The organism is Morganella psychrotolerans, from assembly GCF_001676055.1.
In the GTDB taxonomy this organism is placed as follows: domain Bacteria; phylum Pseudomonadota; class Gammaproteobacteria; order Enterobacterales; family Enterobacteriaceae; genus Morganella; species Morganella psychrotolerans_B.
The window spans coordinates 1-25,001 of sequence record NZ_LZEX01000043.1; the positions used below are offsets into that span (position 1 = coordinate 1).

Annotated in this window: 22 protein-coding genes, 1 tRNA gene, 1 rRNA gene and 1 pseudogene; 11 read left to right on the plus strand and 14 right to left on the minus strand. The window is 46.9% G+C overall.

All coding sequences use genetic code 11. The features are described 5' to 3' along the window. Positions 1-3 precede the first annotated feature (3 nt). A 5S ribosomal RNA gene (rrf, locus tag AYY17_RS17055) occupies positions 4-119 on the plus strand. A gap of 319 nt (positions 120-438) precedes the next feature. Next, positions 439-1,278, plus strand: a complete 840-nt coding sequence (gene yghU / locus AYY17_RS17060) for a glutathione-dependent disulfide-bond oxidoreductase (protein WP_067425705.1) — start codon at positions 439-441, stop codon at positions 1,276-1,278. Positions 1,279-1,337: 59 nt separating this feature from the next. On the opposite strand, the gene AYY17_RS17065 is transcribed toward yghU, so the two are convergent. Next, positions 1,338-3,278, minus strand: coding sequence for a methyl-accepting chemotaxis protein (locus AYY17_RS17065; protein ID WP_067425709.1), 1,941 nt, complete (start codon positions 3,276-3,278; stop codon positions 1,338-1,340). 400 nt (positions 3,279-3,678) lie between these two features. On the opposite strand from AYY17_RS17065, the pseudogene AYY17_RS17070 reads away from it, so the two are divergent. The 3 genes and pseudogenes from AYY17_RS17070 to AYY17_RS17080 all read left to right on the plus strand — a co-directional run. Further along, a pseudogene (locus AYY17_RS17070) lies at positions 3,679-4,263 on the plus strand (DUF1007 family protein); the annotation flags it as partial. A 32-nt stretch (positions 4,264-4,295) separates the two neighbouring features. Then, on the plus strand, positions 4,296-5,267 hold the full coding sequence (locus AYY17_RS17075) for a nickel/cobalt transporter (protein ID WP_235845417.1): 972 nt from the start codon (positions 4,296-4,298) through the stop codon (positions 5,265-5,267). 142 nt (positions 5,268-5,409) lie between these two features. Continuing rightward, a complete protein-coding gene (locus tag AYY17_RS17080; protein ID WP_067425718.1) occupies positions 5,410-5,772 on the plus strand; it encodes a YibL family ribosome-associated protein in 363 nt (120 codons plus the stop codon). A 544-nt stretch (positions 5,773-6,316) separates the two neighbouring features. Here the strand turns inward: AYY17_RS17080 and AYY17_RS17085 are convergent. The 5 genes from AYY17_RS17085 to AYY17_RS17105 all read right to left on the minus strand — a co-directional run bounded on the left by AYY17_RS17085 (position 6,317) and on the right by AYY17_RS17105 (position 9,461). After that, positions 6,317-6,889, minus strand: coding sequence for a hypothetical protein (locus tag AYY17_RS17085; RefSeq protein WP_067425720.1), 573 nt, complete (start codon positions 6,887-6,889; stop codon positions 6,317-6,319). A 14-nt stretch (positions 6,890-6,903) separates the two neighbouring features. Further along, positions 6,904-7,377 carry an Hcp family type VI secretion system effector gene (locus tag AYY17_RS17090; protein WP_067425723.1) on the minus strand — a complete coding sequence of 158 codons (474 nt, stop codon included), beginning with the start codon at positions 7,375-7,377 and terminating at the stop codon, positions 6,904-6,906. A gap of 414 nt (positions 7,378-7,791) precedes the next feature. After that, a complete protein-coding gene (locus AYY17_RS17095) occupies positions 7,792-8,148 on the minus strand; it encodes a DUF7079 family protein (protein ID WP_156656737.1) in 357 nt (118 codons plus the stop codon). Between the two features lie 4 nt (positions 8,149-8,152). Next, entirely contained in the window at positions 8,153-9,196 is a 1,044-nt protein-coding gene (locus AYY17_RS17100; protein WP_067425726.1) for a virulence RhuM family protein, read from the minus strand. A gap of 170 nt (positions 9,197-9,366) precedes the next feature. Beyond that, a tRNA-Sec gene (locus tag AYY17_RS17105) sits at positions 9,367-9,461 on the minus strand. Between the two features lie 246 nt (positions 9,462-9,707). Here AYY17_RS17105 and prlC point away from each other — a divergent pair. Together prlC and rsmJ are read left to right on the plus strand one after the other, a co-directional pair. After that, entirely contained in the window at positions 9,708-11,756 is a 2,049-nt protein-coding gene (prlC, locus tag AYY17_RS17110) for an oligopeptidase A (RefSeq protein ID WP_067426076.1), read from the plus strand. Positions 11,757-11,759: 3 nt separating this feature from the next. Continuing rightward, a complete protein-coding gene (gene rsmJ / locus AYY17_RS17115; protein WP_067425728.1) occupies positions 11,760-12,521 on the plus strand; it encodes a 16S rRNA (guanine(1516)-N(2))-methyltransferase RsmJ in 762 nt (253 codons plus the stop codon). A 153-nt stretch (positions 12,522-12,674) separates the two neighbouring features. Here the strand turns inward: rsmJ and gdhA are convergent, their stop codons facing one another. Then, positions 12,675-14,015, minus strand: coding sequence for an NADP-specific glutamate dehydrogenase (gene gdhA / locus AYY17_RS17120; protein ID WP_067425731.1), 1,341 nt, complete (start codon positions 14,013-14,015; stop codon positions 12,675-12,677). 372 nt (positions 14,016-14,387) lie between these two features. After that, positions 14,388-14,825: a universal stress protein UspA gene (gene uspA, locus AYY17_RS17130; RefSeq protein WP_067425736.1), complete on the minus strand. Its 438-nt coding sequence runs from the start codon at positions 14,823-14,825 to the stop codon at positions 14,388-14,390. A 426-nt stretch (positions 14,826-15,251) separates the two neighbouring features. Here uspA and uspB point away from each other — a divergent pair, with 426 nt between their 5' ends. Next, a complete protein-coding gene (gene uspB / locus AYY17_RS17135; protein WP_067425740.1) occupies positions 15,252-15,587 on the plus strand; it encodes a universal stress protein UspB in 336 nt (111 codons plus the stop codon). Between the two features lie 83 nt (positions 15,588-15,670). Here the strand turns inward: uspB and pitA are convergent, their stop codons facing one another. Then, complete coding sequence (gene pitA, locus AYY17_RS17140) at positions 15,671-17,161, minus strand: inorganic phosphate transporter PitA (protein ID WP_067405941.1); 1,491 nt, start codon at positions 17,159-17,161, stop codon at positions 15,671-15,673. Positions 17,162-17,414: 253 nt separating this feature from the next. Between pitA and AYY17_RS17145 the strand changes: the two genes are divergently transcribed. Then, complete coding sequence (locus AYY17_RS17145; protein WP_067425743.1) at positions 17,415-18,608, plus strand: BaiN/RdsA family NAD(P)/FAD-dependent oxidoreductase; 1,194 nt, start codon at positions 17,415-17,417, stop codon at positions 18,606-18,608. 124 nt (positions 18,609-18,732) lie between these two features. Next, positions 18,733-19,413 carry a helix-turn-helix domain-containing protein gene (locus AYY17_RS17150; RefSeq protein WP_067426078.1) on the plus strand — a complete coding sequence of 227 codons (681 nt, stop codon included), beginning with the start codon at positions 18,733-18,735 and terminating at the stop codon, positions 19,411-19,413. Between the two features lie 33 nt (positions 19,414-19,446). On the opposite strand, the gene AYY17_RS22425 is transcribed toward AYY17_RS17150, so the two are convergent. Both AYY17_RS22425 and AYY17_RS22430 read right to left on the minus strand, forming a co-directional pair. Further along, positions 19,447-19,830, minus strand: a complete 384-nt coding sequence (locus AYY17_RS22425) for an RES family NAD+ phosphorylase (RefSeq protein ID WP_235845427.1) — start codon at positions 19,828-19,830, stop codon at positions 19,447-19,449. A 5-nt stretch (positions 19,831-19,835) separates the two neighbouring features. Further along, a complete protein-coding gene (locus tag AYY17_RS22430) occupies positions 19,836-20,126 on the minus strand; it encodes a hypothetical protein (protein WP_067425746.1) in 291 nt (96 codons plus the stop codon). 939 nt (positions 20,127-21,065) lie between these two features. Here AYY17_RS22430 and AYY17_RS17165 point away from each other — a divergent pair. After that, positions 21,066-21,764: a pirin family protein gene (locus AYY17_RS17165; protein WP_067425749.1), complete on the plus strand. Its 699-nt coding sequence runs from the start codon at positions 21,066-21,068 to the stop codon at positions 21,762-21,764. 67 nt (positions 21,765-21,831) lie between these two features. Here the strand turns inward: AYY17_RS17165 and pckA are convergent, their stop codons facing one another. From pckA to hslR, 3 genes are all read right to left on the minus strand, one after another. Continuing rightward, on the minus strand, positions 21,832-23,451 hold the full coding sequence (pckA, locus tag AYY17_RS17170) for a phosphoenolpyruvate carboxykinase (ATP) (protein ID WP_067425753.1): 1,620 nt from the start codon (positions 23,449-23,451) through the stop codon (positions 21,832-21,834). Positions 23,452-23,653: 202 nt separating this feature from the next. After that, positions 23,654-24,544, minus strand: a complete 891-nt coding sequence (gene hslO / locus AYY17_RS17175; protein ID WP_067425756.1) for an Hsp33 family molecular chaperone HslO — start codon at positions 24,542-24,544, stop codon at positions 23,654-23,656. Between the two features lie 23 nt (positions 24,545-24,567). Further along, the gene (gene hslR, locus AYY17_RS17180; RefSeq protein ID WP_067425758.1) at positions 24,568-24,984 is read right to left on the minus strand and encodes a ribosome-associated heat shock protein Hsp15; all 417 of its coding nucleotides are present in this window, start codon (positions 24,982-24,984) and stop codon (positions 24,568-24,570) included. Between the last annotated feature and the right edge of the window lie 17 nt (positions 24,985-25,001).

Here is a 25,001-nt window from a genome sequence, read left to right on the forward strand (position 1 = left end):
TTGCCTGGCGGCACTAGCGCGGTGGTCCCACCTGACCCCATGCCGAACTCAGAAGTGAAACGCCGTAGCGCCGATGGTAGTGTGGGGTCTCCCCATGTGAGAGTAGGGAACCGCCAGGTTATTATTTAAGCCGAGAAGCCACCCTTTGGGTGGCTTTTTTGCGTTTGGGCGAAAAAAATCAATACTCCGCCTGAATGTTATAAAAACCCCTGAATAAACAACACCATCGCTATTTTTCACCTGCTCTGATAACTCTCTGCCATTGTAATCCTGACCTGATTCAGTAAATCCCGATACTTTTATGAATAAATTTCCGTGAATGAAACAACGGTTTCTATTTTGCGCTGCTGACGGTAAATTAAATGTCCGTAATAAAAACCGTATAGTGCTGCATTCCCGGTTATATCACCGGGGTAACCAATGCTGAGGAGATAACTGATGGCTGATTCAACGTATACCCCGCCGGATGTATGGGAATGGACGCAAGGCAACGGCGGAAAATTTGCCAATATTAACCGTCCCGTTTCCGGGGCAACACACGAGAAAGTACTGCCGGTGGGTAAGCATCCGTTTCAGCTTTACTCTCTGGGAACGCCTAATGGCCAGAAAGTATCGATCATGCTTGAGGAATTACTGGAGTCAGGCATTAAAGAGGCGGAGTATGACGCCTGGTTTATTGATATTGGCAAAGGCGACCAATTTGGTTCCGGATTTGTCGGCGTTAATCCGAACTCAAAGATCCCCGCATTGGTTGATCTCAGTGGTACCGCACCGGTACGGGTATTTGAATCAGGCTCTATTCTGATGTACCTGGCTGAAAAATTTTCAGTATTCTTACCGGAAAATCAACCTGAACGGGCTGAAACATTGTCATGGCTATTCTGGCAAATGGGATCAGCGCCATTTGTCGGCGGGGGATTTGGTCACTTTTATGCGTACGCACCAGAAAAATATGAGTACCCAATTAATCGCTATGCAATGGAAACCAAGCGGCAACTGGATGTGTTGAATCATCAACTGGCTGACAATGAGTTTATCGCCGGTGAGCACTACAGCATCGCGGATATCGCCATCTGGCCATGGTATGGTGCATTGGTACTGGGGAAATTATATGGTGCGGCAACATTCTTATCTGTGAGTGATTACCCTCATGTGATCCGTTGGGCAAACCAGGTGGCAGCCCGTCCGGGTGTACAGAGAGGATACAGAGTCAATCGCACCGGGGATCCGTCAGAGAAACTACTGCGTGAACGCCATGATGCGGCGGATTTTGAATAATCACCAGAATGAATACCGGGCTGATAAAGTATCAACCCGGTATTTGACTGCATTACTGATCAATGTGTTTCCGGCAATTTAAAGGCTGAAACCATCTCTGCAAGTTGCTCAGCTTCTTTTCTCAGGATCTGAGTGCGTGATGCTGCATCATCAATTAATGTCGCATTTTGCTGAACTGTTGTATCCATTTCAGATACGGCCATTGTGACCTCAGCAAGGCCTTTGCTCTGCTCTTCGCCGGCGATGCGGATATCATTCATTAATTGTCTTACCTGAAGCACATCCATTACCAAATCTGCCAGTGTTTCACCTGCCTCACTGACCTGGCGGCTGCCGGTTCCCACATTCAATACAGACTGATCAATCAGAACTTTAATTTCCTGTGCGGCCTGCGCACTGCGCTGCGCCAGTGTTCTGACCTCTGATGCCACAACCGCAAACCCGCGACCGGAGTCCCCTGCACGAGCGGCTTCTACCGCCGCATTCAATGCCAGGATATTGGTCTGGAATGCAATGCTGTCGATGACAGAGACTATCTCAACCATCTTGCCTGATGATGCACTTACATTATTCATGGTTGAAATAACATTTTGCATCATATCACCGCAGCGGCTGGCTGTTTGCGCGGTACTTTCCGCCAGGTTATCTGCCTGAAGTGTATTTTCGCTATTCTGATGGACAGTAACATTCAGCTCTTCCATCGCAGAGGCACTCTGTTCCAGCGCCGCTGCCTGCTGTGTTACCCGCGCAGACAACTCTGTATTGTTATCTGCCAGGCTAACGGTATTCCCTGCGACAACGGCGCTGCTGTTGCGAACGGTCAGTAACATGGTGGATATTTTATCCGCGAATAGGTTAAACGCCTGCGCAATGGCAGAAATTTCATCTTTGCCCCGTACATCCATACGGCGTGTCAGGTCACCTTCTCCCTGTGCAATATCATCCAGTGCCTTGCGGGTATCATCCAACCGTGTGATTAACCGGCGTACAACCAGCCAGGATCCCAGCAACAACAGTGCCATTATAGGCAGCAGGGCTTCCAGTACATCCTGCATCATGACTTTTGCCAAACCGGTGATCCGGCTTTCCGGTGTGACAAGGCCGATAACCCATCCTGTATCTTCCATCGGAAAAAGCATGACTTGTGATGGGCTGTTCAGCAATTTGTCATCATCGAGTTTTATTATGTCGATACCGGATTGCGGAGAATGCTGCTGCTTCAGACTTTCAGCAACGGGTACCAGCCATGCGGATTGGGCGGCAAGCTCATCAAATGTTTTAAATTTCTTATTATCGTCGCCGGGAAAGTAAATTAATTGCCCCTGCCGGTCTGTCACAAATGCATAGCCGCCGGTTCTGTCACCATATTGCTGCATAATGGCGGCAATATTATTCAGGCGGATATCCGTTGTTGCGACACCCGAAAACTGACCGCCAACGCGGTAAGGCACACTACAGGTCACCATATTCACACCGGAAACAGCATCCTGATATACATCAGACCACAGACAGGTATCTGTCGCGTGTTCGCGGGCATTTTTGTACCAGCTCTCGTTATGATAGTCGCTTGCGTTTTCCGCATTGTATTCATCAGAGAAAATTAATTCTCCCGTACTGTTACGCGCCCAGAAGAAGCTGCGTTTTGCCACATTCGGCAGAAATGCGCCCGGTTCCGGCCAGATCCCGCCGCCGGTGATAATGGCATTATTTTGTCCGCCGATAAGGTTTGGCGGAATATGTTGATACAACGCTTCGTCATTCGGCAGTACTTCTGACAGCCGTGCCAGACTGACTGTTTTTCCGTCGATATGGGATAAAATCGTGCTCACCCTGGCGGTCAGTCCATGTCCGGTTTCTTCGATTAATGCTGTATTTATTTCGACAACACGCGGCTGTCCCCGCCAGAGCATGATAACAATAATAATTGCAGTGGTGATGGCAAGGAGCAGTATGCCCCCGATGGTCAGGCGGGTTGAAATGCGGGACGGATACAACGACATATAAATCTCCCGGGAACAGATAAGCGTATATTTACGTTATCGGCGCTTTGAGTGATATCTTTATGATGTTTTATTGAGCGAATGAATGATTCGGGTAGATCTGTGGCAGAGAATGCACTTCAGTCTTTTTATGATTAGTTTTGTCCGGACAAGCAGAATAATATTGCACCAGGGGACGGTATTATTACGCAGTTGTACTGATTCAGTTTCTGTATAAAAACAGGTGCGATTAATAATAATACAATTGTATCCGTTACTGAGCCGGTTTCTGTGAATGTATTGTTATGTTATATTATATCAATGCGTAGCGCTGTAATGGGATCCGGCATGGAACATACGAAGGTAATCAGATATCCGCTGTTATCTGTTTTTTTGATTTTACTATTTTTTTTTCAGTCCCCGGCTCATGGCGCACCCGCACAGTTTTATTGAGATGGATACCACATTAGTCACTGATAATCATCATCTTACCGGACTGAACTATGTGTGGGTGATGGATCCGATGACATCCGCAGATATTTTGTATGATTTACTGAAAACGCAGGAAGACAGCCCGCAATGGAAAAAGCAGGCGGCATCTGTCATGGCGAATATTATCGGACAATCCTATTTTTCAGAACTCTATTATCAGAACAAAAAACAACCGCTGAAATTATTTCCCGATGAATACAGGATGACCCGGCAGGGATTACAGATTGTGATGTCGTTCCGTGTGTCACTATTACACCCGATCCCGCTGGCGGGCAGCACGATTGACTTACTGACGTATGAACCGACCTTTTTTGTCAGTATGGCGTATACCGACAGCGGGATGTTACATCTTTCAAAGCCGTCAGAATCCGCATGTAAACTGACCTTAGTTGAGGCTCAGCCGTCGGATGAACTCAAAAACTATGCCTTATCATTAGATACCGGGGAAACCCCGGATGATGACCTTACACTCGGTCGCCAGTTTGCACAGCGGGTCTCACTGCAATGCCATTAATAAAGACACAGACAATAAAGCGCGGTCATATTATGCTGTGGATTCTGTTCCTGATCATTATTTTACCGGGAAGCTACTTACTGCACAGTGCATGGCCATCCTTACTGCATATCAGTACCGGACTACAAAGAAGCCTGAATACTGAGCTGGCAACGCTTATCGGGCTGGCAACGGCGGATCCGCTGCGGGCCGGCGGGCTGCTGGTATTGTTCAGTTTTTTGTATGGTCTGCTGCATGCACTGGGGCCGGGTCACGGCAAAGTGATCTTATCTGCTTATATTGCCACACACCCCGCTAAATTACGCCACAGTGCATTACTCAGTTTTCTGGCTTCTCTGCTTCAGGGAACGGTCGCGGTCGTATTAGTTTCGGTTGTATTATTTATATTGCAGCTTTCAACACGACAGCTTAATCATATCAGTCAGTTAACTGAAAAAATGAGCTATGTGTTTATCATCGCGCTGGGCGGATTTATTATTATCCGAGCGCTCCGCCGGTTAGTGGTCGCTACACCTGTTAAATTACCCACTATTAAAAAAGCCACGCCGCTGCCACTCAAATCACCGGCAGTTTTACAGGCGTCTCCGATTCACCGGGGCGGTCAGATACCGGCTTGTGGTTGCGGGCATCAGCATGTTGTGGCTGACGATGCATTAACCGGGCACTGGCGGACACAGGCCGGTATGATCCTTGCGATGGGCTGCCGTCCTTGTTCAGGTGCATTGCTGGTTTTACTGTTTTCAGCGGTCATTGATGTTTTTCACTGGGGTGTTATAGCCACATTTGCCATGGCGCTGGGCACAGGGATCACACTGTGTGCCATCGCTTTGTTTGTTCACAGCATGCGTTTTCTGGCACTGCGCCTGACACATACTCAGGGAAAAGGTATGAATCTGCGCTATGGCGAATATTTACGCCTGATTGCCGGGGGAATATTTATCATTGCCGGAATATTGATGTATCAGACAGTCAGTACGCCGGGCGCGGGGTTTTTTACCGGCTGACTTACCGATAATAAAACAGGGTGTTTTTGCGGTAACGGGTGTCGTATTTGATGGATAATAGCAGCCAACCAGTATCCCTTTTCATCCTCATAGCTGAATGGTGTATACTTGCCGACAGAAATTTATTCACGGTTAATTAATAATGAAAGAAATCGAAAAAGCACAAATCAAACTTCTCAGCGACCGTTTAGACCTTATCCGTCACCAGATGACAAGTATGCAGCTGACAAACAATACGGAAAAATACGCGGAGCTTGAGAAAGAAAAAGCGGCACTGGAAATTGAAATTGTTCGTCTGAAGGCGGTACGTAGCACGAAACTAAGCAAAGAAGCGCAGAAGTTAGTGGATATGCCATTCAAACGCGCCATCACGAAGAAAGAACAAGCTGATATTGGCAAACTGAAGAAAGCTGTGCGGGGCCTGACAATTGTTCATCCAATGACGGCATTAGGCCGCGAAATGGGACTGAATGATATGACCGGTTTTTCTAAGACTGATTTTTAGTCAGAAAATTAATCCGGCAAAATAAATATTAAGATAGTCTGGCAGGTGAGTTTTTATAGCCTGCCTGCATCCCGAATGATGATATTTTTCATTAAGAAAATAATTACACGAATTAGATTAAACATAATATCTGAAATCACAGAAACTAGTGTCATGAGAATGATTAAGCTCTGTAAGTAGCTAATTATCAATATGTATTTTATGGTTTTATATATGGAGTCTTCCATCCAATGTGATGCGGAATAGGAAAGATATATATAAAAATACCAAAAAACAAACGCTATAAGAGTAGGTAGAATAACGTATAATAACATACGATAAAGCAGAGTTATGTGTATTTTAAGATGATAGTAATATATCGGAGCCAGCATTATGGCATAGGTAAATAGACCAAGGCTTAGAGAATGATGATAAGCGAAAGAAACAGAAGCGTTGAATGAACCTTCTTTTATTATCGTAAAAAAAAATCTGATGCACACCTTGGAGGTAATAAAAGATAACTCCTAAGCACAGGGATATATAAGATGTTAGTGCTGAGTTTTTATTAATTTTTCGGAACAACATGCGGCACACCTCCTTTTTTTAATTGAATATCGAGCAATGCGTCCTTCAGACCCCATGGTGAGAAAAAACCATCTTCAAAATCAGCAAATACACCCCCGCTTTCACGTAAAACCCTGGCTACATTTTTCGCGCAAGTAAAGTTAGATGCTATTTCAGAATTATGGATAATATTATCTTTCATTTTTTTTAACTGAATACGCGGAACAATAAATTCAAACACAACAACGTCTTCGCCATCATCTAATTGGTACTGAAGATAATCATCCCAATCAAAGTCCGGGTATTCAAAAAAATCGCCGGAGCCTCTGTAACTTCGTATCGAACCATCACATTTATTATTTTTGCACCCGGTATAACTACCAGCCGGATCATATAAAAAGGATTCCTCGCCTTCATCAAGAACAAGTCCGGCATGACCGATAAATACATTATTGATCATGATAAAAACTCTCGCATAATCATCTTGTTTATTTGATATTGCTGTTTGAAGTTTGGAATCATTATCCCTGATGACTGGCAACTGTTGCCGGTTATTAAATACATCATTTCTCATTCAGGTCAGCCCATTCAGATATTATTGCTGATGCTATAGCCTGAAGTACTGGCGGCATGGTGATTTAATGTAATACTCTCGTATTTCAATGAAATAGTTTCTTTTGGGTACATTTCATTTTCAATTAGCGAGTCAGGATGAATATTTCCAATTTTAACGATAGATGCCTTAGTTAGTTTTATCGTTTTGTAGTGCAATAAGCCACCACACTGATCAATGCGGTAATATTCAAATTCACATTCTAATAACTCGTTATTAGCTATACTGGAAAGCAGTAAAGGTGATGATTTATCATCAGCCTTGATAAAAATAAAGTTTGCATGAGATACGTTTTGTCTTCTGGATATCTCATAATCAGTAGCATAAACCATAATTTTATGAGTATGGTCTTTCTGATATCTATTGCCAATAGAGTTATAAGTGGAACACCCTGCAGATATAAGCCCCTGTTTATTTCCTTTGAGAGTGAGGTAGATTGAATCAGCCATAATTATCCTTACATGTATAAACTGGGCTTAATTAATCCATGTTATTAAAACTATAGCAATAACGACGATTGGGTAATTTTGTTCTGAATCCAAGGGGGATTTCCCGTTAAAATAGCCAGAGAGATTAATTGTTTTCTGAAAATTAGTTGAGTAATGATTTGAATTTAATGTAATTAGTTTAATTTCATTAAACTTAATTGGGAGCACAGGAGTTGTATTTGATGGATCATGATATTTAATGAATTTACTGAGTTAGATAAATAGCAGTGCCACCAGAATGGTTTTTTGAGCAAAAATCAAGCAGCTAAGTGATTTAAATTACAGGCTCGTTCATAACCATTCCCCATGAGTCGTATTGATTGCATGTTCTATTCCTATTCTTTCAACCATTGAATCAAGTTGGATAACTATCTGTTAATTTTGCAAAAAACACATTAATTCTTGCCACTCTTGCTTAAGTCTATTTTTGAAATATAAAGCACAGAGATCTCTTTTAAATTTACCAAATATGCGTTGCTCTTTATTTTTCAATATACCAATATCTTCCCATAATTCATCTGCATCAAAATAAGTCCATACCGGAGGTACAGGAGATAACAGATTACAGTAACAGATAGGGGCAACATATCGATACAGCATGACTTGAACATACTCAACGGAAAAATTTCTTGCGACCGAGGCGATATATTGATAATCCACCCAATTGTCCACAAACATGTCGGATAATGCCGCGCAGAGATCTTTGTCTGTAAACAGTTTACTTGTATTCACCACATCACTTCTTTTGTTTACTTGTTTTCAGCAAATCTTTCAGTGCCGCAATATTCGCTCTCGCTCCTTCAGCCTCTTTCAGTTGACGATATTTTTGAGCAAAAACATCAAATATCTCTTTGGCTTTCTCGTCAGCTGATTTCTTACTAATCCCACCAGCACCTTGCAAAACTTCACGGTCATTGAAACTTAAAAACTGATCCAGCTTTATATCCCAATCCTGTAAAAAAACCTGCTTACGGCGCAGTGCCTGGTCTTCGGCAAAGTCGAGCCACATATTGACGATACGATTTAATTCTTTCAGTTCATTCTCACGTAGATAGTTTTTTGCAGTAGTGACATCAGTTTTGCGAATTTCATCGGACTTATAACTGGTTAAGCCCATATCCGGCTGACTGGCATCTGCACGATTAGCAATAAGCTCAGCGGCAGTCATGCCCGTACAAGCAAAATGCAGTTTGTTTTGGATGGTTTGGAAGAAATGTGTGGTTTCTTTATTTGAAGGCTCATAGTCTGCGGCCATGGTGAAGATCTCTTTTACGCGTAAATACACCCGCCGCTCACTGGCACGGATATCGCGGATGCGTTCAAGCATCTCATCAAAGTAATCAGGTACGACTGACTGACCGATAGGCGGATTCTTCAGCCGCTCATCGTCCATCACAAACCCTTTGATCAGATACTGCTCCAGCGTTTGAGTTGCCCACTGACGAAACTGTGTGCCGCGAACCGAACGGACACGGTAACCAACAGCAAGAATGGCAGGTAAACTATAGTGGTCGATCTCTCTGGAGACCTGACGATTTCCCTCTAATCGAACTATCCGGAATTTCCGGATGGTTGCGTTTTGAGCAAGTTCCGCTTCAGAAAAAATATTAACAAGATGTTCGTTAATTGTACGAACATCTTTTCCATACAGTTCAGCAATGGATGCCTGAGATAACCACAGCGTATCGGATTCAAAGCGGCATTCGACGCGAGTCTGACCATCTTCACTTCGGAACAAAACAAATTCGCCCTGTGGTGCCTCAGGAAGATTATCACTCATCAAATGGCCTCCGTTTTACTGACGATTATCTCAACTAAATAAAACCCAATCCTACCAATATACCCTGAAAAATAAACATTAAAATAGCCCGACAGATTAGTTGTTTGCCGTTGATTGGTTGAGTAATGATTTGAATTTAATAGAATTGATGGAGTTGTATTGAACTTGAGTGGCGGAAGATCACAGGAGTCGAACCTGCCCGGGACCGCTGGCGGCCCCAACCGGATTTGAAATCCGGCCGCCCCACCGGGGACGATGATCTTCCGTTTCGAGGTTGCATATTATACGCTTTCCGGGGGCGATTCAAAAGTTCTCTTACGGCTTTTCTTTTGAGATGTATCAGAATAGTGTGATTATTTGCGCGAATGATTTTTACTCAGCGCAATAACACGAAAAATCATTGAACTTGCCGGATAATGTCCCCATGTTATAAGGAGTTTCGGTTTTTACTTTTCATTTGTATATGCGCCGTCAGGCGGATGTACACCAGACAGCTAACAGGATGTTTTTTATGATGAACCCTTTGCTTTCTCCGACTAAGAATCAGTTACCGGCATTTTCTGCCATTAATCCCGAATGTATTGTGCCTGCGGTAAAAGAAACGCTGGATAACTATCGTCAGACGGTTGAGCAGGTGATGAGTCATGCTCCTGATTTTACATGGGAAAATGTCTGTGTTCCGCTGGCGGAGGCCGGTGATAAATTATCCCGCGTCTGGTCGCCGGTCGGTCATCTGAATTCGGTGAAAAACAGTCCGGAATTGCGTGAAGCTTATGAGCAATGTCTGCCGCTGCTGTCAGAATTCAGTACCTGGATGGGACAGCATGAAGGGCTATACAATGCGTATAAAGCATTGAAAGCAAGCCCTGAATTTGCATCTTTATCTCAGGCACAGCGCAAATCGATTGAAAATTCACTGCGTGATTTTGAATTATCCGGCATTGGTCTACCGGCCGAAAAACAAAAGCGTTACGGCGAGATTTCTGCCCGCCTGTCAGAGCTTGGTTCGCTGTACAGCAATAATGTGCTGGATGCCACGATGGGCTGGAGCAAGCTGATTACCGACGAAGCAATGCTGGCAGGGCTGCCGGAAAGTGCTGTTGCCGGGGCGAAAGCACTGGCGGAGTCAAAAGGCGATAAGGGCTGGTTATTCACCCTGGATATGCCGAGTTATCTGCCGGTAATGACCTATGCAGACAACCGTGAGCTGCGCAAAGAGATGAGTGAAGCCTACGGCACCCGTGCATCAGAGCTGGGGCCGAATGGCGGGAAATGGGATAACAGCGATGTGATGGCTGAGATTCTGGCGCTGCGCTATGAGCTGGCTCAGTTACTCGGCTTTAAAAATTATGCGGAAAAATCTCTCGCCACCAAGATGGCAGAAAACCCGGCACAGGTGCTGGCGTTCCTCAATGATCTCGCTGAGCGTGCGCATCATCAGGGCGAACAGGAAGTTGCACAACTGGCTGCTTTTGCTAAAGAACAATATGGTGTCGATAAACTCGAGCCGTGGGATATGGCGTATTTTGCCGATAAACAAAAACAGCATCTGTTTGCGATAAGTGACGAGCAACTGCGTCCTTACTTCCCGGAAGAAAAAGCGATTAGCGGGTTGTTTGAAGTGATCCGCCGGATCTACGGGATCACCGCCAAAGAGCGTTTTGGTGTTGAAACTTGGCATCCGGATGTCCGTTTCTTTGATTTATTTGATAACACCGGCGAACTGCGCGGCAGCTTCTATCTGGATTTATATGCCCGCGAACACAAACGCGGCGGTGCCTGGATGGATGATTGCATCGGACGTATGCGCCATGCTGATAATTCCCTGCAAAAACCGGTGGCGTATCTTACCTGTAACTTTAATAAACCGGTCGGTGACAAACCGGCGCTGTTTACCCATGACGAAGTGCTGACATTATTCCACGAATTTGGCCATGGTCTGCATCATATGCTGACTCAGATTGAGGTGGCGGATGTCTCCGGTATCAATGGTGTGCCGTGGGATGCGGTCGAACTGCCGAGCCAGTTTATGGAAAACTGGTGCTGGGAGCCGGACGCGCTGGCGTTTATCTCCGGTCATTATGAAACCGGTGAGCCATTGCCTCAGTCGCTGCTCGACAGCATGCTGGCGGCTAAGAATTATCAGTCTGCGATGTTTATCCTGCGCCAGCTTGAGTTCGGTTTGTTTGATTTCACCTTACATGCAGAATATGACCCGGCAATTGGTGCGCAGATTATGCCGGTATTGTCTGCGGTGAAAGCGAAAGTCTCTGTTGTGCCAAGTGCGCCGTGGAGCCGTTTCCCGCATGCGTTCAGTCATATTTTTGCAGGTGGCTATGCAGCTGGTTATTACAGTTATCTGTGGGCGGATGTGCTGGCAGCTGATGCTTTCTCACGTTTTAGTGAGGAAGGGATTTTCAACCCGGTCACCGGGCAGTCTTTCCTGGACAACATCCTCAGCCGTGGTGGTTCAGAAGAGCCGATGGTTCTGTTTGAGCGCTTCCGCGGACGTAAACCAGAGCTGGATGCGATGTTAAAAGGCTACGGAATCAACGGGTAATAAGTGAATATTCGTTTACAGTGTGAGGAGGGTGCAGATAACTGCGCCCTTAACGCGTTAGCTGCGCGATGGGGTCTGGTGCATGATGAAACGGCACCGATGGCATTGGTACTGACACCGGAAGGGCTGGAACTACGCAAGTGCGATGAACCGAAACTCGGTGGGATCCGCGTGGATTTTGCGGGTGGCACCATGGCACACCGGCGGCGTTTTGGCGGCGGGCGCGGGGAAGCGGTTGCGAAAGCGGTCGGGATAAAAAAATCCTATGTGCCGTCTGTGGTGGATGCAACTGCCGGTCTGGGGCGTGATGCGTTTGTGCTGGCGTCTCTGGGCTGCCGGGTACGCATGATAGAGCGCCATCCGGTTGTCGCTGCCTTGCTGGATGACGGCTTGCAGCGTGCGTATCTGGATAGTGAAATCGGCAGCTGGATGCGTGAGCGGATGGTATTGATCCACGCGTCCGGTATTGATGCGCTTGCGGATATTTCGCCGCCGCCGGAAGTGGTGTATCTCGACCCGATGTATCCGCACCGGCAGAAAAGTGCGCTGGTCAAAAAAGAGATGCGGGTATTTCAGTCGCTGGTGGGGGCGGATGAGGATGCAGATAAACTACTGGCGCCTGCTCTGGCACTTGCTACCCGGCGGGTAGTGGTGAAGCGTCCGGATTACGCAGAGCCGCTGGCGGGGCAGAAAGCACCGGCTGCGCTGGAGACCAAAAGCCATCGTTTTGATATCTATCCCTGCATAAAAGCAGAGGCTGAATAACTGATACGGTCAGTGTGAAAGGGGGACAGGGCAGTTCCCGTTTCGCGAAGGGGCAACAAGTGAGACTTCCGTACCGCTTGTTATACCCCCTTCGACACTGTGTTTACCGTGTAACTGACACGACAGACACTTACTGCTGCAACAAATTAAAACTTACAGAACGCCTTGTGCCAGCATTGCGTCAGCCACTTTCACAAACCCGGCAATATTCGCACCCTGTACATAATTAGTCTGTTTCTCTTCGCTGCCGTACTGCACACAGGCGTTGTGGATATCCAGCATGATGTGATGCAGACGCGCATCCACTTCTTCTGTTTTCCAGCTCAGGCGCACTGAGTTTTGTGACATTTCCAGACCGGATGTTGCCACACCACCGGCATTTGCTGCTTTACCCGGTGCAAACAGCACATTGGCGGCCAGGAATGCATCCGTTGCCGGAATGGTTGTCGGCATATTGGCACCTTCAGCAACTGCTTTCACGCCGTTTTTGATAAGCACCTGTGCATCCGCCAGATCCAACTCGTTCTGAGTGGCACACGGCAGTGCGATATCAACCGGAACCGCCCACGGAGTCTGATCTTTCAGATAAACCAGCCCGAACTCTCTGGCATACTCTTCCACACGACCGTAACGGTTTTTGATTTCTGTCAGACGTGCCAGTTTCTCTGTGGTGAAACCGTCTTTATCGACAACAGTACCGCCGGAGTCTGATGCAGTAATGACTTTTGCACCGAGCGACAGGCATTTTTCGATAGTAAACAGTGCTACGTTACCGGAGCCGGAAACAGAAACCTGCATACCCTCAAAACTCATTCCGTGGCGCTCCAGCATGGCCTGTGTGAAGTAAACCAGTCCGTAACCCGTGGCTTCCGGACGGATCAGACTGCCGCCGAAAGAGAGCCCTTTACCGGTGAATACACAAGATGTGTTATTGGAGAGTTTTTTCATCATGCCGGCCATGTAACCGACTTCACGACCACCCACGCCGATATCACCGGCAGGGACATCGGTATCCGGCCCCAGATGACGATATAGTTCGGTCATCAGTGCCTGGCAGAAGCGCATCACTTCGCTCTGGCTTTTTCCTTTCGGATCAAAATCAGAACCGCCTTTCCCGCCGCCCATCGGCAGTGTGGTCAGTGCGTTTTTCAGTGTCTGCTCAAAGCCCAGGAACTTGAGGATTGAGAGGTTTACTGACGGATGAAAGCGCATACCGCCTTTGTACGGGCCGATAGCGGAGCTGAACTGCACGCGCCACGCACGGTTAACCTGTACCTGATTCTGATCATCCACCCAGGTGACACGAAACTGAATAACACGTTCCGGTTCAACAAGGCGCGCGAGCAGGTTTTGATCGCGGTATTGCGGGTTGTTGCCAAGGAATGGCCATAGTGTGGAGAACACTTCACGTACTGCCTGGAGGAATTCAGGTTGTGACGGATCACGGCGCTGAACACTTTCCAGAAACGTTTCCAAAGAGATAAAGTTACTCATGTTTATTTTCCTGTCTGTCTTACCCTTATGCATTCATATGCAGAATATGCAGGCCGCACTTGTCTCCCGGGAGCAGGTTCTCCGGAACATTCCTGCGAACGACATATCTGTGACACGAATGATGTCGGGTTACGTTACATTGTGAGGTATCCCGGACATTTTTTATTTTATTTTTCTGATAATGTGAGATGTATTTGCATTTACCACTTGAATTTATCTCTTGTTTATACCTGGTTTTCAAGTTGTTTTTTACATATATGACAAAAAAAAATTCATTGACGGCACTTTGCGCCGAATCTGCCGCTTTATTTTCAGCTAAAAAAAATGCCTGCATAAGCAGGCATTTTATATGAATAATATTGCAACAGAAGATTATGCGGTATCATCGTCACGTAGCGGAACAATCAACATATCGACATGAACGGTGTTAATCAGCTGACGTGCAGAAGACATCAGTTTGCTCCAGAAATCCTGATGGTGCCCGCAGACAACCAGGTCCATATCATATTTTCTGATAGCATCGACTAATACCTGACCAAGGTCACCGCTGCCGCTGAGCATTTCCTGAATCTCATAACCGGAATTTTTGGCTAAATTTTTCAGTGAGTTACTGGTTTCTTCAGTAATACGCTGCTGCATGTCGCCCAGGTTAACATCGATAAGCCCGGTGTATAAGTCAGAGTAATTGACATCAACGTGGATCAACGACACTTTTGCATCGTAAGGCTTCGCCATGGAAACCGCTTTACTCACTAACACTTCACTTTCAGGCGAGAGATCGACTGCGACCAAAATATGTTTATATGCCATAAAGAAGTTCCTTTCGTTCAAAGTGTTAAAGGGTTGGCAGGGCTTACGCCGCTATCCTTGATGAATACTATAACTGCTTCATATCATTAAAGAGTGTAATGCCGATCACAACTCAACGCTTTTATTATATTACGCGGAATATCTGATTCATAAGATATGTACCCAACGTCATTCAAGATGCAGGCAGGCTGAGTGCGGCCAACGAACCTGCAGTTTGAATGAATAAGGGTATAACAATCTATGTACTTCTAACAAGGCTGTGTGTGGCAAAACTAATATTTTCAGTAAACTACAGTGTGAAAGAATGTGATAGTTTGTGGAACTTCACAGCTTTGTCCATACTGAATACATAGAATGTTGTCAGTACGCTGTGATTAACACTGATATCACCGGTTTCTTCTCCGCGGATAGTCTGAGGGGTGGATTATGTTCAGCATCGTTACACTGTTCTGGGCGTTATGTTTTCTTTGTCTGATTAACATGATCCGGTTTTATTCTTCAATCCGGGCCTTGTTCTCTGTTTTGCGTGAGTGTGATCCTCTGCTCTACCACGCAGTCGGCGGTAATAATGCTTTTACTGATCATACTCAGTGGCAGAAACAATTGCGCCTTATCCGCTATATTAATCAGCGGGAATATCTCACTCATCATGATCCTGAGGTCGTTTTACGCTGCGGGCGTATTCACCGCCAGTTTACGATGATCAGTGCGATATGCGGTATTGTGATTGCCTCATTACTGATGATGCTTATCTGGCAGTAAAGCGGAAAAAATAAAAAGATAAAAAAAAAGCCTGACGGCAACAGCCGTCAGGCTTTTCAGTTTCTGAGGATAACAACCTGCGGTCAGATAATTTGCAGGGAAATCCAGTAAAGCGAACCGGACAGGAAAATAGAGACCGGTAAAGTCAGTACCCACGCCAGCAGGATGTTTTTGATGGTTTTGGACTGAACGCCCCCGCCATCAACAATCATAGTCCCTGCAACGGCGGAGGAGAGCACCTGAGTGGTTGAAACCGGCATGCCGGTATAACTTGCCACACCGATAGAGACTGCCGCAGTAACCTGCGCAGATACACCTTGTGCGTACGTCATACCTTTCTTACCGATTTTCTCACCAATGGTCACCGCAACACGTTTCCAGCCGAACATAGTCCCCAGTGACAGGGCCAGTGCGACAGACATGATGATCCAGATTGGTGCGTACTCAACAGTACTCAGCAGGTCATTAGAGAGACGTTTCAGGAAGCGGGCATCTTCTGGTTTGGTTTCCGGTAACTTCGCAACTTCTGCGGCAGTATCCGAAATACACATCAGCAGACGGCGCATCTGACTACGTTGCTCCGGTAATAAATCACTGTAAGTATGAATATTACTGAGCAGCCCTTGTGCCTGTTGTAATACAATGCCGGTGCGTGAGCTGTCACAATGGAACTGCTCATCAGGAACGGCATTTTCTGCGTTAACCGCAGGTGTCAGCTCAATAGCGTGTGCTAATGCTTCCCTGTGCGTGGTGTAATACTGATCCAGATTCACAACCGCATCCCGCGTACGGGCGATATCGTAATCGCTGGAGTTCATATTCACCATAAAGCCGGCAGGTGCGACACCAATCAGAACCAGCATAATCAGACCAATGCCTTTCTGCCCGTCATTTGCGCCATGCGAGAAGCTGACGCCGACTGCGGAGAGGATAAGAGCTGTACGCGTCCAGAATGGCGGTTTACGTTTGCCGTCTTTTTTCTCACGTTCTGCCGGTGTTAAGTGAATGCGGCGACGTTTTTTTGTACCACTCCAGTACCGGCGCAAACACCAGATCATTAACCCGGCGATGACCAGACCGATTAACGGTGACAGAATCAGTGAGAGGAAGATGCTGACCATTTTCGGAATATTAAGCGCATCCACCACAGAACTGTCAGTGACAACTGCGTTGGTTAAGCCGATCCCGATAATGGCGCCGATCAGAGTATGAGAACTTGAGGCCGGAATACCGAAGTACCAGGTGCCCAGGTTCCAGATGATGGCGGCGAGAAGCAGGGAAAAGACCATGGCAAGACCATGGGCCGAACTGACATTCAGCAGTAAGTCTGTGGGCAGAAGATGCACAATCGCATACGCCACACTCAGACCGCCGAGCAGTACCCCGAGGAAGTTAAAAACACCCGCCATGACAACGGCAAGCTGAGCCCGCATCGCCCGGGTATAGATAACAGTTGCTACCGCATTTGCGGTATCATGGAAGCCATTAATAGCTTCGTAGAAAAGCACAAAAACCAGTGCCAGTACTAACAAAAGGCCGGTATGGAATTCCAGGCCTGCAAATAGATGTAGCATAGACGTTAAGCCAGTTGTTGGACATGAACGCGGCGCATTATCAGCGACAAATGCGTCCCGGGGAAGTGAAATATAGCCTTTTTTTGATTTGAGACCTTCAGAAAATCAGTCGTAAAAATAGTTAGCGCTTATATATCATCGGGTTAGGCTCCTAAATAAAAAATGACAAATTTATAGCTTGATTTAATCACTATGACAAATTTAAGACATTTATCGGAATTTCGCCACATTTTTAGCCATAGAGAACATAATTTTGGAAAAGTTTGATGCAATAGTTATCGGCGCCGGCGCCGCAGGATTGTTTTGTGCCGCACAGGCAGGGCAGCGCGGCCTGCGTGTGCTGGTTCTCGATAATGGCAAAAAAGCCGGACGAAAAATTTTGATGTCCGGGGGCGGGCGCTGTAATTTTACTAACCTGTATACAGAACCGGCCGCGTATCTGAGCCACAATCCGCATTTTTGTAAGTCAGCGCTTGCCCGCTTTACACAGTGGGATTTTATTGCGCTGGTGCAGAAATATCAGATTGCGTATCACGAGAAAACGCTCGGTCAGCTCTTTTGTGATGATTCGGCGCAGCAGATTATTGATTTACTGCTGGCGGAGTGTGAACTGGGTGCTGTGATGGTCCGGTTGCGCAGTGAAGTGACCGCGGTGGAAAAGCAGGGGGAGGAATTTGTTGTGACGGTCAACGGAAAGCAAGTGAGTACACACTCACTTATTGTTGCCTGTGGCGGGCTATCAATGCCGGGCCTGGGAGCAACACCGTTTGGTTATCGTCTGGCAGAACAGTTTGGTCTGCCGGTATTACCGACCCGTGCGGCATTGGTGCCGTTTACCTTGCATAAGCCTTTACTGACAGAGCTTCAGGCGCTTTCCGGCGTGGCCGTGCCTGCAACCGTTACGGCACAGGACGGAACGCACTTCGCCGAAAATATTTTATTCACTCACCGCGGGCTGTCCGGTCCTGCCATTCTGCAAATTTCCAGTTACTGGCAAGCCGGCGAGTATGTGAGCATTAACTTACTTCCCGTGGCTGACCTGGCGGAGTTCTTTGCTGTCCAGCGGGAAAAACATCCTAACCTGAGCCTGCGCAACGCGCTGGCAAAACTGCTTCCTAAGCGGTTGGTGGAGTGTTTACAGGCAATGGGTGATTTACCCGATGTGGCGCTGAATCAGCTGTCAAAAGCGGCACAGCAGGATATTACGGATAAATTACAGAACTGGCAGGTACAGCCTAACGGCACGGAGGGCTACCGGACAGCTGAGGTGACACTGGGCGGCGTGGATACCCTGGCGCTTTCATCAAAAACCATGGAAGCCCGGGATGTACAGGGGCTGTATTTTATCGGTGAAGTGACAGATGTGACCGGCTGGCTCGGGGGATATAATTTCCAGTGGGCATGGAGTTCGGCGTGGGCATGTGCGCAGGCGTTGCCCGGAAAGTGACAATAAATGCTATGGTTGAGTGCTAATAATAAATGGGATTGCAGCACGGACAAACCGGGTGAATGTTGTACACCTTTTCGATTTGATGTATTATTGTTTAATTGAAATCGAAAAGGTGGCAGTTATGACTACGACAACACAAAAACGAAATGTGCATGATCGCTCCTCCGGTAATTCTTTTTCTGTGATATCAGCCGACCGTCTGCAAAATATTATCGGTGAAATCGCAGATAATATTCGTGCAGGCAAAACCAATGTCAGCACTGAAAGTATGTCACAAACAGATATGCTTTTTGTATTTGATATGCTTGTTAAAAACAGTACCGAACATGCGATTCAAAGCCAGAGTAAAGAAAAAAACCGCTTACTGAGGCGAGTGAAGAGCAAGATTATGTTTGCTCAAACACTTGAAGCCGATGGCGGTGTTCTTTCAACAGCAGAGGCTGCCGATGCTCTGGGTAAAACAAAGACAACGGTTAATACCTGGCGAAAAAATCGCAAGCTTCTGGCTATTGATCTGGATGGCGAATTTTACTATCCCATTTTCCAGTTCACTGATGATGAGAAAAACTCTGATGGCGGTGTACTGAAAGGCCTGAAAGCGCTGCTGGATCATTTGAGGAAATTCAGCGATCGTATGCAGTATTCCTTCTTTATGGAAGAACGCAATACTGTACTGAATGGTTTTAAGCCGAAAAGAAACACGTTCACTGTTGCAGAGGTTCTGAAAAGTAATTCCGATGGGATTGTGATGGATGAATTGCTTCGTCTGGCCAGACTTTTTGGCACGCAAGATCCGGCGTAATAAATGGGAGAGGGGCAACCCTCCCATTTAGTCTTACCCTTCCTCTACGGGAATTCCCAAATTATTGACAAGGATGTCGGCAGTTTCCCGGCCATCCCAATCAAATTCACTCAGACAGGTTTGCTTAGATGTTGTAGCAAAGCCTTCCCCTGAAGGTTCGTTGTGCCAGACGACCAAACATAGCTCATTGGTAACGTTTGATCTGTATTCCATACCACCGAACCCCGCGCTATGTACTCTTCCCGCTAATCTTTGGGTGACTGAGCGCGTTGATGTTGTGACATTATTAACAGTCAATCCGGAGTTTTTAATCAGCTCATCAACCTGAATAACAGTTACATCTTTATCCAGGACAATGACACCCATATAGTACCCGTCAAGGTCTGACTCTTTTAGTCCTTTCTTGTTCTGGAACACTTCTTTCAACGCAGTTCCGGTGCTTTGGCAAGGTACATTGAGCCTGTTTTCCCATCGACTACACTGTAACGATAATCCTGTCCGTTTTGATTGAAAAAGATACTATTTCCATTGTGTGATCCGTGCTGGAGCCGATACGTTTCCGTGCCTTTACCAACTAATTTCTCACACTTATTGAAAAGTGTTTCCGGCAATTTCTCAATTTTTGACAGTACCGCTTCGTCTTGTTCGTTCATTGCCGTGTTTTCAGACTGATTTACGTCATTGTTTAGGTTTCCCTCTGATTTTGATTTCACTATCAAATTCCCCTTGAGCGTTCATGTATTTTGTATTGAGCATAAGATTTGTCTCTTAGCTAATGAATTTGACTGCCTGTGCTTGCCCGGGCAGCGCGTATGCCTGTGCTATACAGCACAAGCCTGGAGTATTTTATCGTAATGCTATTGATTATATTCATATTTTTTCTGCGCTGTGTCACAATTTCCGGGGGCATGAATTATGCGCTATAGAGAATAAGGATTTTGGGTAATACCCATAATAACCCTATGGAATTATTAAATTACGTTAAAATAAACCAACGGATCAGTGAGTTAACGGAAAGAGACAGTAATTGTACATAGAACTAAGCAAAAAGTGCTTTACAAATGATACTGAGAACCATTATCATTAATTCACTTTCAGACGACCACCTTCAGGGTTCAGATGAAAGAACGACATTGCTCACATTGCTTCCAGTGTTTATTTAGCCGGCCTTGCGCCGGCTTTTTTTTTCCCCTTTTTTCCCCTTATCCATTCGCTCTGCCGCTGTGTTGGCTGCACTCAGGCAGCCGGGTCACATACTCATGTATGCTCCCCGTCTTCCTTCCCTTGCCGCCTTGCTGCAGAACGAATGGCGTCGGGGAAAGTGTGAGTGAGCTAAAACCAGAAAGTATATTTCGTGCCACAAACGGGGTGATTTAGCAGATTAGTTTTTTGGTTTTGACAGTACTAAAGTTCATCTGGGAGTAGCCGGTAAAGAAGAGGAAAGCGTAAAGCGCCATGGATGGCGCGATCCGAGCGGACAGGGATGTGTCAGCGTCTTTCCGTTTTACCGGCTATTCCCGCGGTCCCGGTGTGAATGTAATCACTCGTCCTCATACTCATTCAAATTTTTTGGATCCTTACGTTAATCAGCCCTGCTGGTCTATTTCTGTGGCGGACGTAAACTGTTTCTTATCAGATTAAGGAGACAAATTATGATTTATGTACGCTCTGCAAATGAACGCGGTCATGCAACTCACGGCTGGCTTGAAAGCTGGCACACTTTTTCGTTTGCTGATTATTATGACCGGGACTTTATGGGGTTTTCTGCCCTGCGGGTGATTAATGAAGACTTTATTGAAGCAGGCAAAGGGTTCGGCACACATCCGCATAAAGATATGGAGATCCTGACCTATGTTCTGGAAGGGGCGGTTGAGCACCGGGACAGTATGGGAAATAAAGAGCAGGTGCCTGCCGGTGAATTCCAGATAATGAGCGCCGGTACCGGGATCCGCCATTCGGAATATAACCCTGATGATACGACTGCGCTGCATTTATATCAGATTTGGATAATTCCTCAGGCGACAGGGCTGACACCGCGCTATGAGCAGCGCCGGTTTGATGCCGTAAACGGACGCCAGCTGGTGTTGTCACCGGATGCCCGCGACGGGTCGCTTAAAATCTTTCAGGATATGACGCTGTGGCGCTGGGCGCTGGCGGGGGGTGAGGAAGAGGTATATCAGCCACAGAGCGGGCGGGTTATCTGGATACAGGTAGTGAAAGGCGCGCTGACCATTAATGGCCACGCAGTGGTAACCAGTGATGGTGTGGCGATACGCGATGAAGACCTGCTCAGTCTGCGGGCTACAGAAGACAGTGAAATACTGCTGTTTGACCTTCCTGCTGTTGATTAAAACAGAAAGCCCCGGACTTTTGATCCGGGGCTGCTGTTTTGCTCACACTGCTTTTTTTGTTATTCGGTTACAGCAAAGGCCCTGCACTGACGAGAGCCTGACCGGTCGGAGTATCGGTGTACTTATCAAAGTTATTTATAAACCGTTCCGCCAGGTCTTTTGCTTTTTCCTGCCATTGCGCCACGTTATCATACGTATTGCGCGGGTCGAGTATATGACTCTCGACACCCGGCAGCTCATGAGGAATGGCCAGATTAAAGATTGGCAGCGTATGTTTTTCCGCTTTATCAATATCCCCGCTGAGAATGGCGTCTATGATAGCACGCGTATTCTTAATTGAAATACGTTTTCCTGTACCGTTCCATCCTGTGTTAACCAGGTACGCTTTTGCGCCCGCCGCTTTCATGCGTTTCACCAGAACATCGGCGTATTGTGTCGGGTGCAGTGTCAGGAATGCCGCACCGAAACAGGCAGAGAAGGTTGGCGTCGGTTCTGTCACGCCCCGCTCAGTTCCGGCAAGTTTGGCGGTAAATCCGGACAGGAAGTGATACTGCATCTGTTCCGGGGTCAGCTCCGCGACCGGCGGCAATACACCGAATGCGTCTGCCGTCAGGAAAATCACATTGTTTGCATGTCCTGCCTTTGAGACAGGTTTAACAATATTTTCAATATGATAGATAGGATAAGACACCCGGGTATTTTCTGTTTTGCTGCCGTCATCGAAATCAACGCTGCCATCCGGGCGTACAACCACGTTTTCCAGTAATGCATCCCGGCTGATGGCGTTATAGATATCCGGCTCTGCCTCAGCGGATAAATTAATGGTTTTGGCATAACAGCCGCCTTCAAAGTTAAAGACGCCGTCGTCATCCCAGCCATGTTCGTCGTCGCCGATAAGTTTGCGTTTCGGATCAGTGGAAAGCGTGGTTTTCCCGGTGCCGGACAACCCGAAGAAAATAGCCACATCGCCCTTTTCCCCGACGTTTGCCGAGCAGTGCATTGCTGCAATTCCCTGTAAAGGCAGTAAATAATTCATGATGGAGAACATGCCTTTCTTCATTTCTCCGCCGTACCAGGTGCCGCCGATGAGCTGGATGCGCTCCGTCAGGTTAAACGCGACAAAGTTTTCTGAATTCAGTCCTTGTGCCTGCCAGTCCGGATTGGTGCACTTCGCGCCGTTCATAACAATAAAATCCGGTTCAAAGCCATGAAGTTCACCTTCATCCGGCCGGATAAACATGTTTTTCACAAAGTGTGCCTGCCAGGCGACTTCCGTAATAAAACGGACTTTCAGGCGGGTATCCGCATTGGCACCGCAGAAGGCATCAACAATAAACAGGCGCTTGCCGGAGAGTTGTGTGGTGACGAGTTTTTTCAGTGACAGCCAGGTCTCTTGCGACAGCGGTTTATTATCATTCTTACCTTTTCCCTGATCGGCCCACCAGACGGTATCGCGGGTGATGTCATCTCTGACCAGATATTTATCCTTCGGCGAACGACCGGTAAAAATACCGGTATCAACGGCGACTGCGCCGCTGGTGGTGACAACGCCGTGTTCATAGCCGGTCAGGCCGGGGTTGGTTTCTTCGTCGAAGAGTAAATCATAACTCGGATTGTAGATTACCTGCGTGACATCAGTAATGCCGTACTGCTCCAGTTCGTTTACAGCCATCGTTTTTGCGCTCATCCAAAGCCTCCTGGTCATCGAATTATCTTCTGATATCATAATTGTTTACGACTGGTTAACAGCGATAGCTATCAAATAAATGAAAATCCGGATTTTTTTTGAGCTTATTTTGTGAGCTGACTCGATACCATAAGAAAAATTCAACAAAAAGGCCGCGCCGGGAAAGACCGGCGCGGCCTGGTGTCAGGACAGCTTAAACGAATCAGTGCAGTGACTGTTCTTTCTGATGACGGATATCACGGATATCCTGTTCATTAAAGATATGGTGAGTACCGCAATATTCACACTCCATATCAATATTGCCATCTTCCTGTAAAATATGGGCAACATCTTCCTGCGGCAGTGTCACCAGGGTATCCGCGCAGCGTTCACGGGAACAGCCACAGTGAAAACGTATGGCAGCCGGTTCGTAGAGCACAACCTCTTCTTCATGATAGAGGCGGTACAGGATAGTTTCCGCATCCAGCGTGAACAGCTCATCAGGGGAAATTGTCGCCGTGAGTTGCAGCAGGTGGCTGAATATGGCCTTTGTTTCTTCCGGTGTCCGGGCCTCGGCAGATGCCGGCAGCGCCTGTAACAGCATTCCGGCGGCCTGCAGTTTCCCGTTATGTTCTGCCACACGGACAAACAGGCTGGTGGGTAACTGTTCTGACTGGCGGAAGTAGTTATCCAGGCAGGCTTCGAGTGTTTCACCTTCAAGAGCTACAATGCCCTGATAACGTTCACCTTTCTCAGGTGTTATCGTGATGACCATAACGCCTTTGCCGATAAGTTCATGCAAACCTGCATCGGCCGGAATATCACTGTTCATCCGGGCAACACCGCGCATCTGCTGGTTATGGTTGCCGTTAATGACCGCCAGATGAACCGGACCATCGCCCTGAATCTGAACGGTAATATCCCCTTCAAATTTAAGTGTGGCAGTCAGCAGGCTGGTACAGACCAGCAGTTCGCCCAGTAAATGACGGACAGGCTCAGGATAGTTATGATCGCCTAAAATCTGCTGCAATGTGTCGGAAGCGGAAACCAGCTCTCCGCGGATGTCACTTTTGTTAAACAGGAAGCGGTGTAATGCATCGTGTTGTACAGACATAATTTTCTCTCGTGTTGACCGCTTTACTCCGCGGTATCTGAATTGCTGTGTTTAAATTTCAATAATGTCCGTCGTTCCTTTTTATCAGGACGTCGTTCCGGATGCGGCATTGTCAGGGCATTCATTTTACGTGCAAGTGCTGTTTTTTCACGTTTTTCAATACTCTCCGGTGTTTCTTCCCAGAGTTGCTGTGCCAGCGGTGCACTCAGACGTTTGTCTGTTATACCGAGAATGCGGATCGTCCGTTCATCATTTCCCTGACGCAGGACGAGAGTTGCTCCGTTCTCAACTAATTTTCCGGGCTTGCTGCGCTGCCCGTTATAATGAACCTTTCCGCCATCAATCATTGTTCTGGCGACTGAGCGGGTTTTGTAAAACCGTGCCGCCCAAAGCCATTTATCAAGGCGGACAGGTGCAAGAGCCTGTGGTGCCTGTTGCATGGTTACTCCGTTACAGG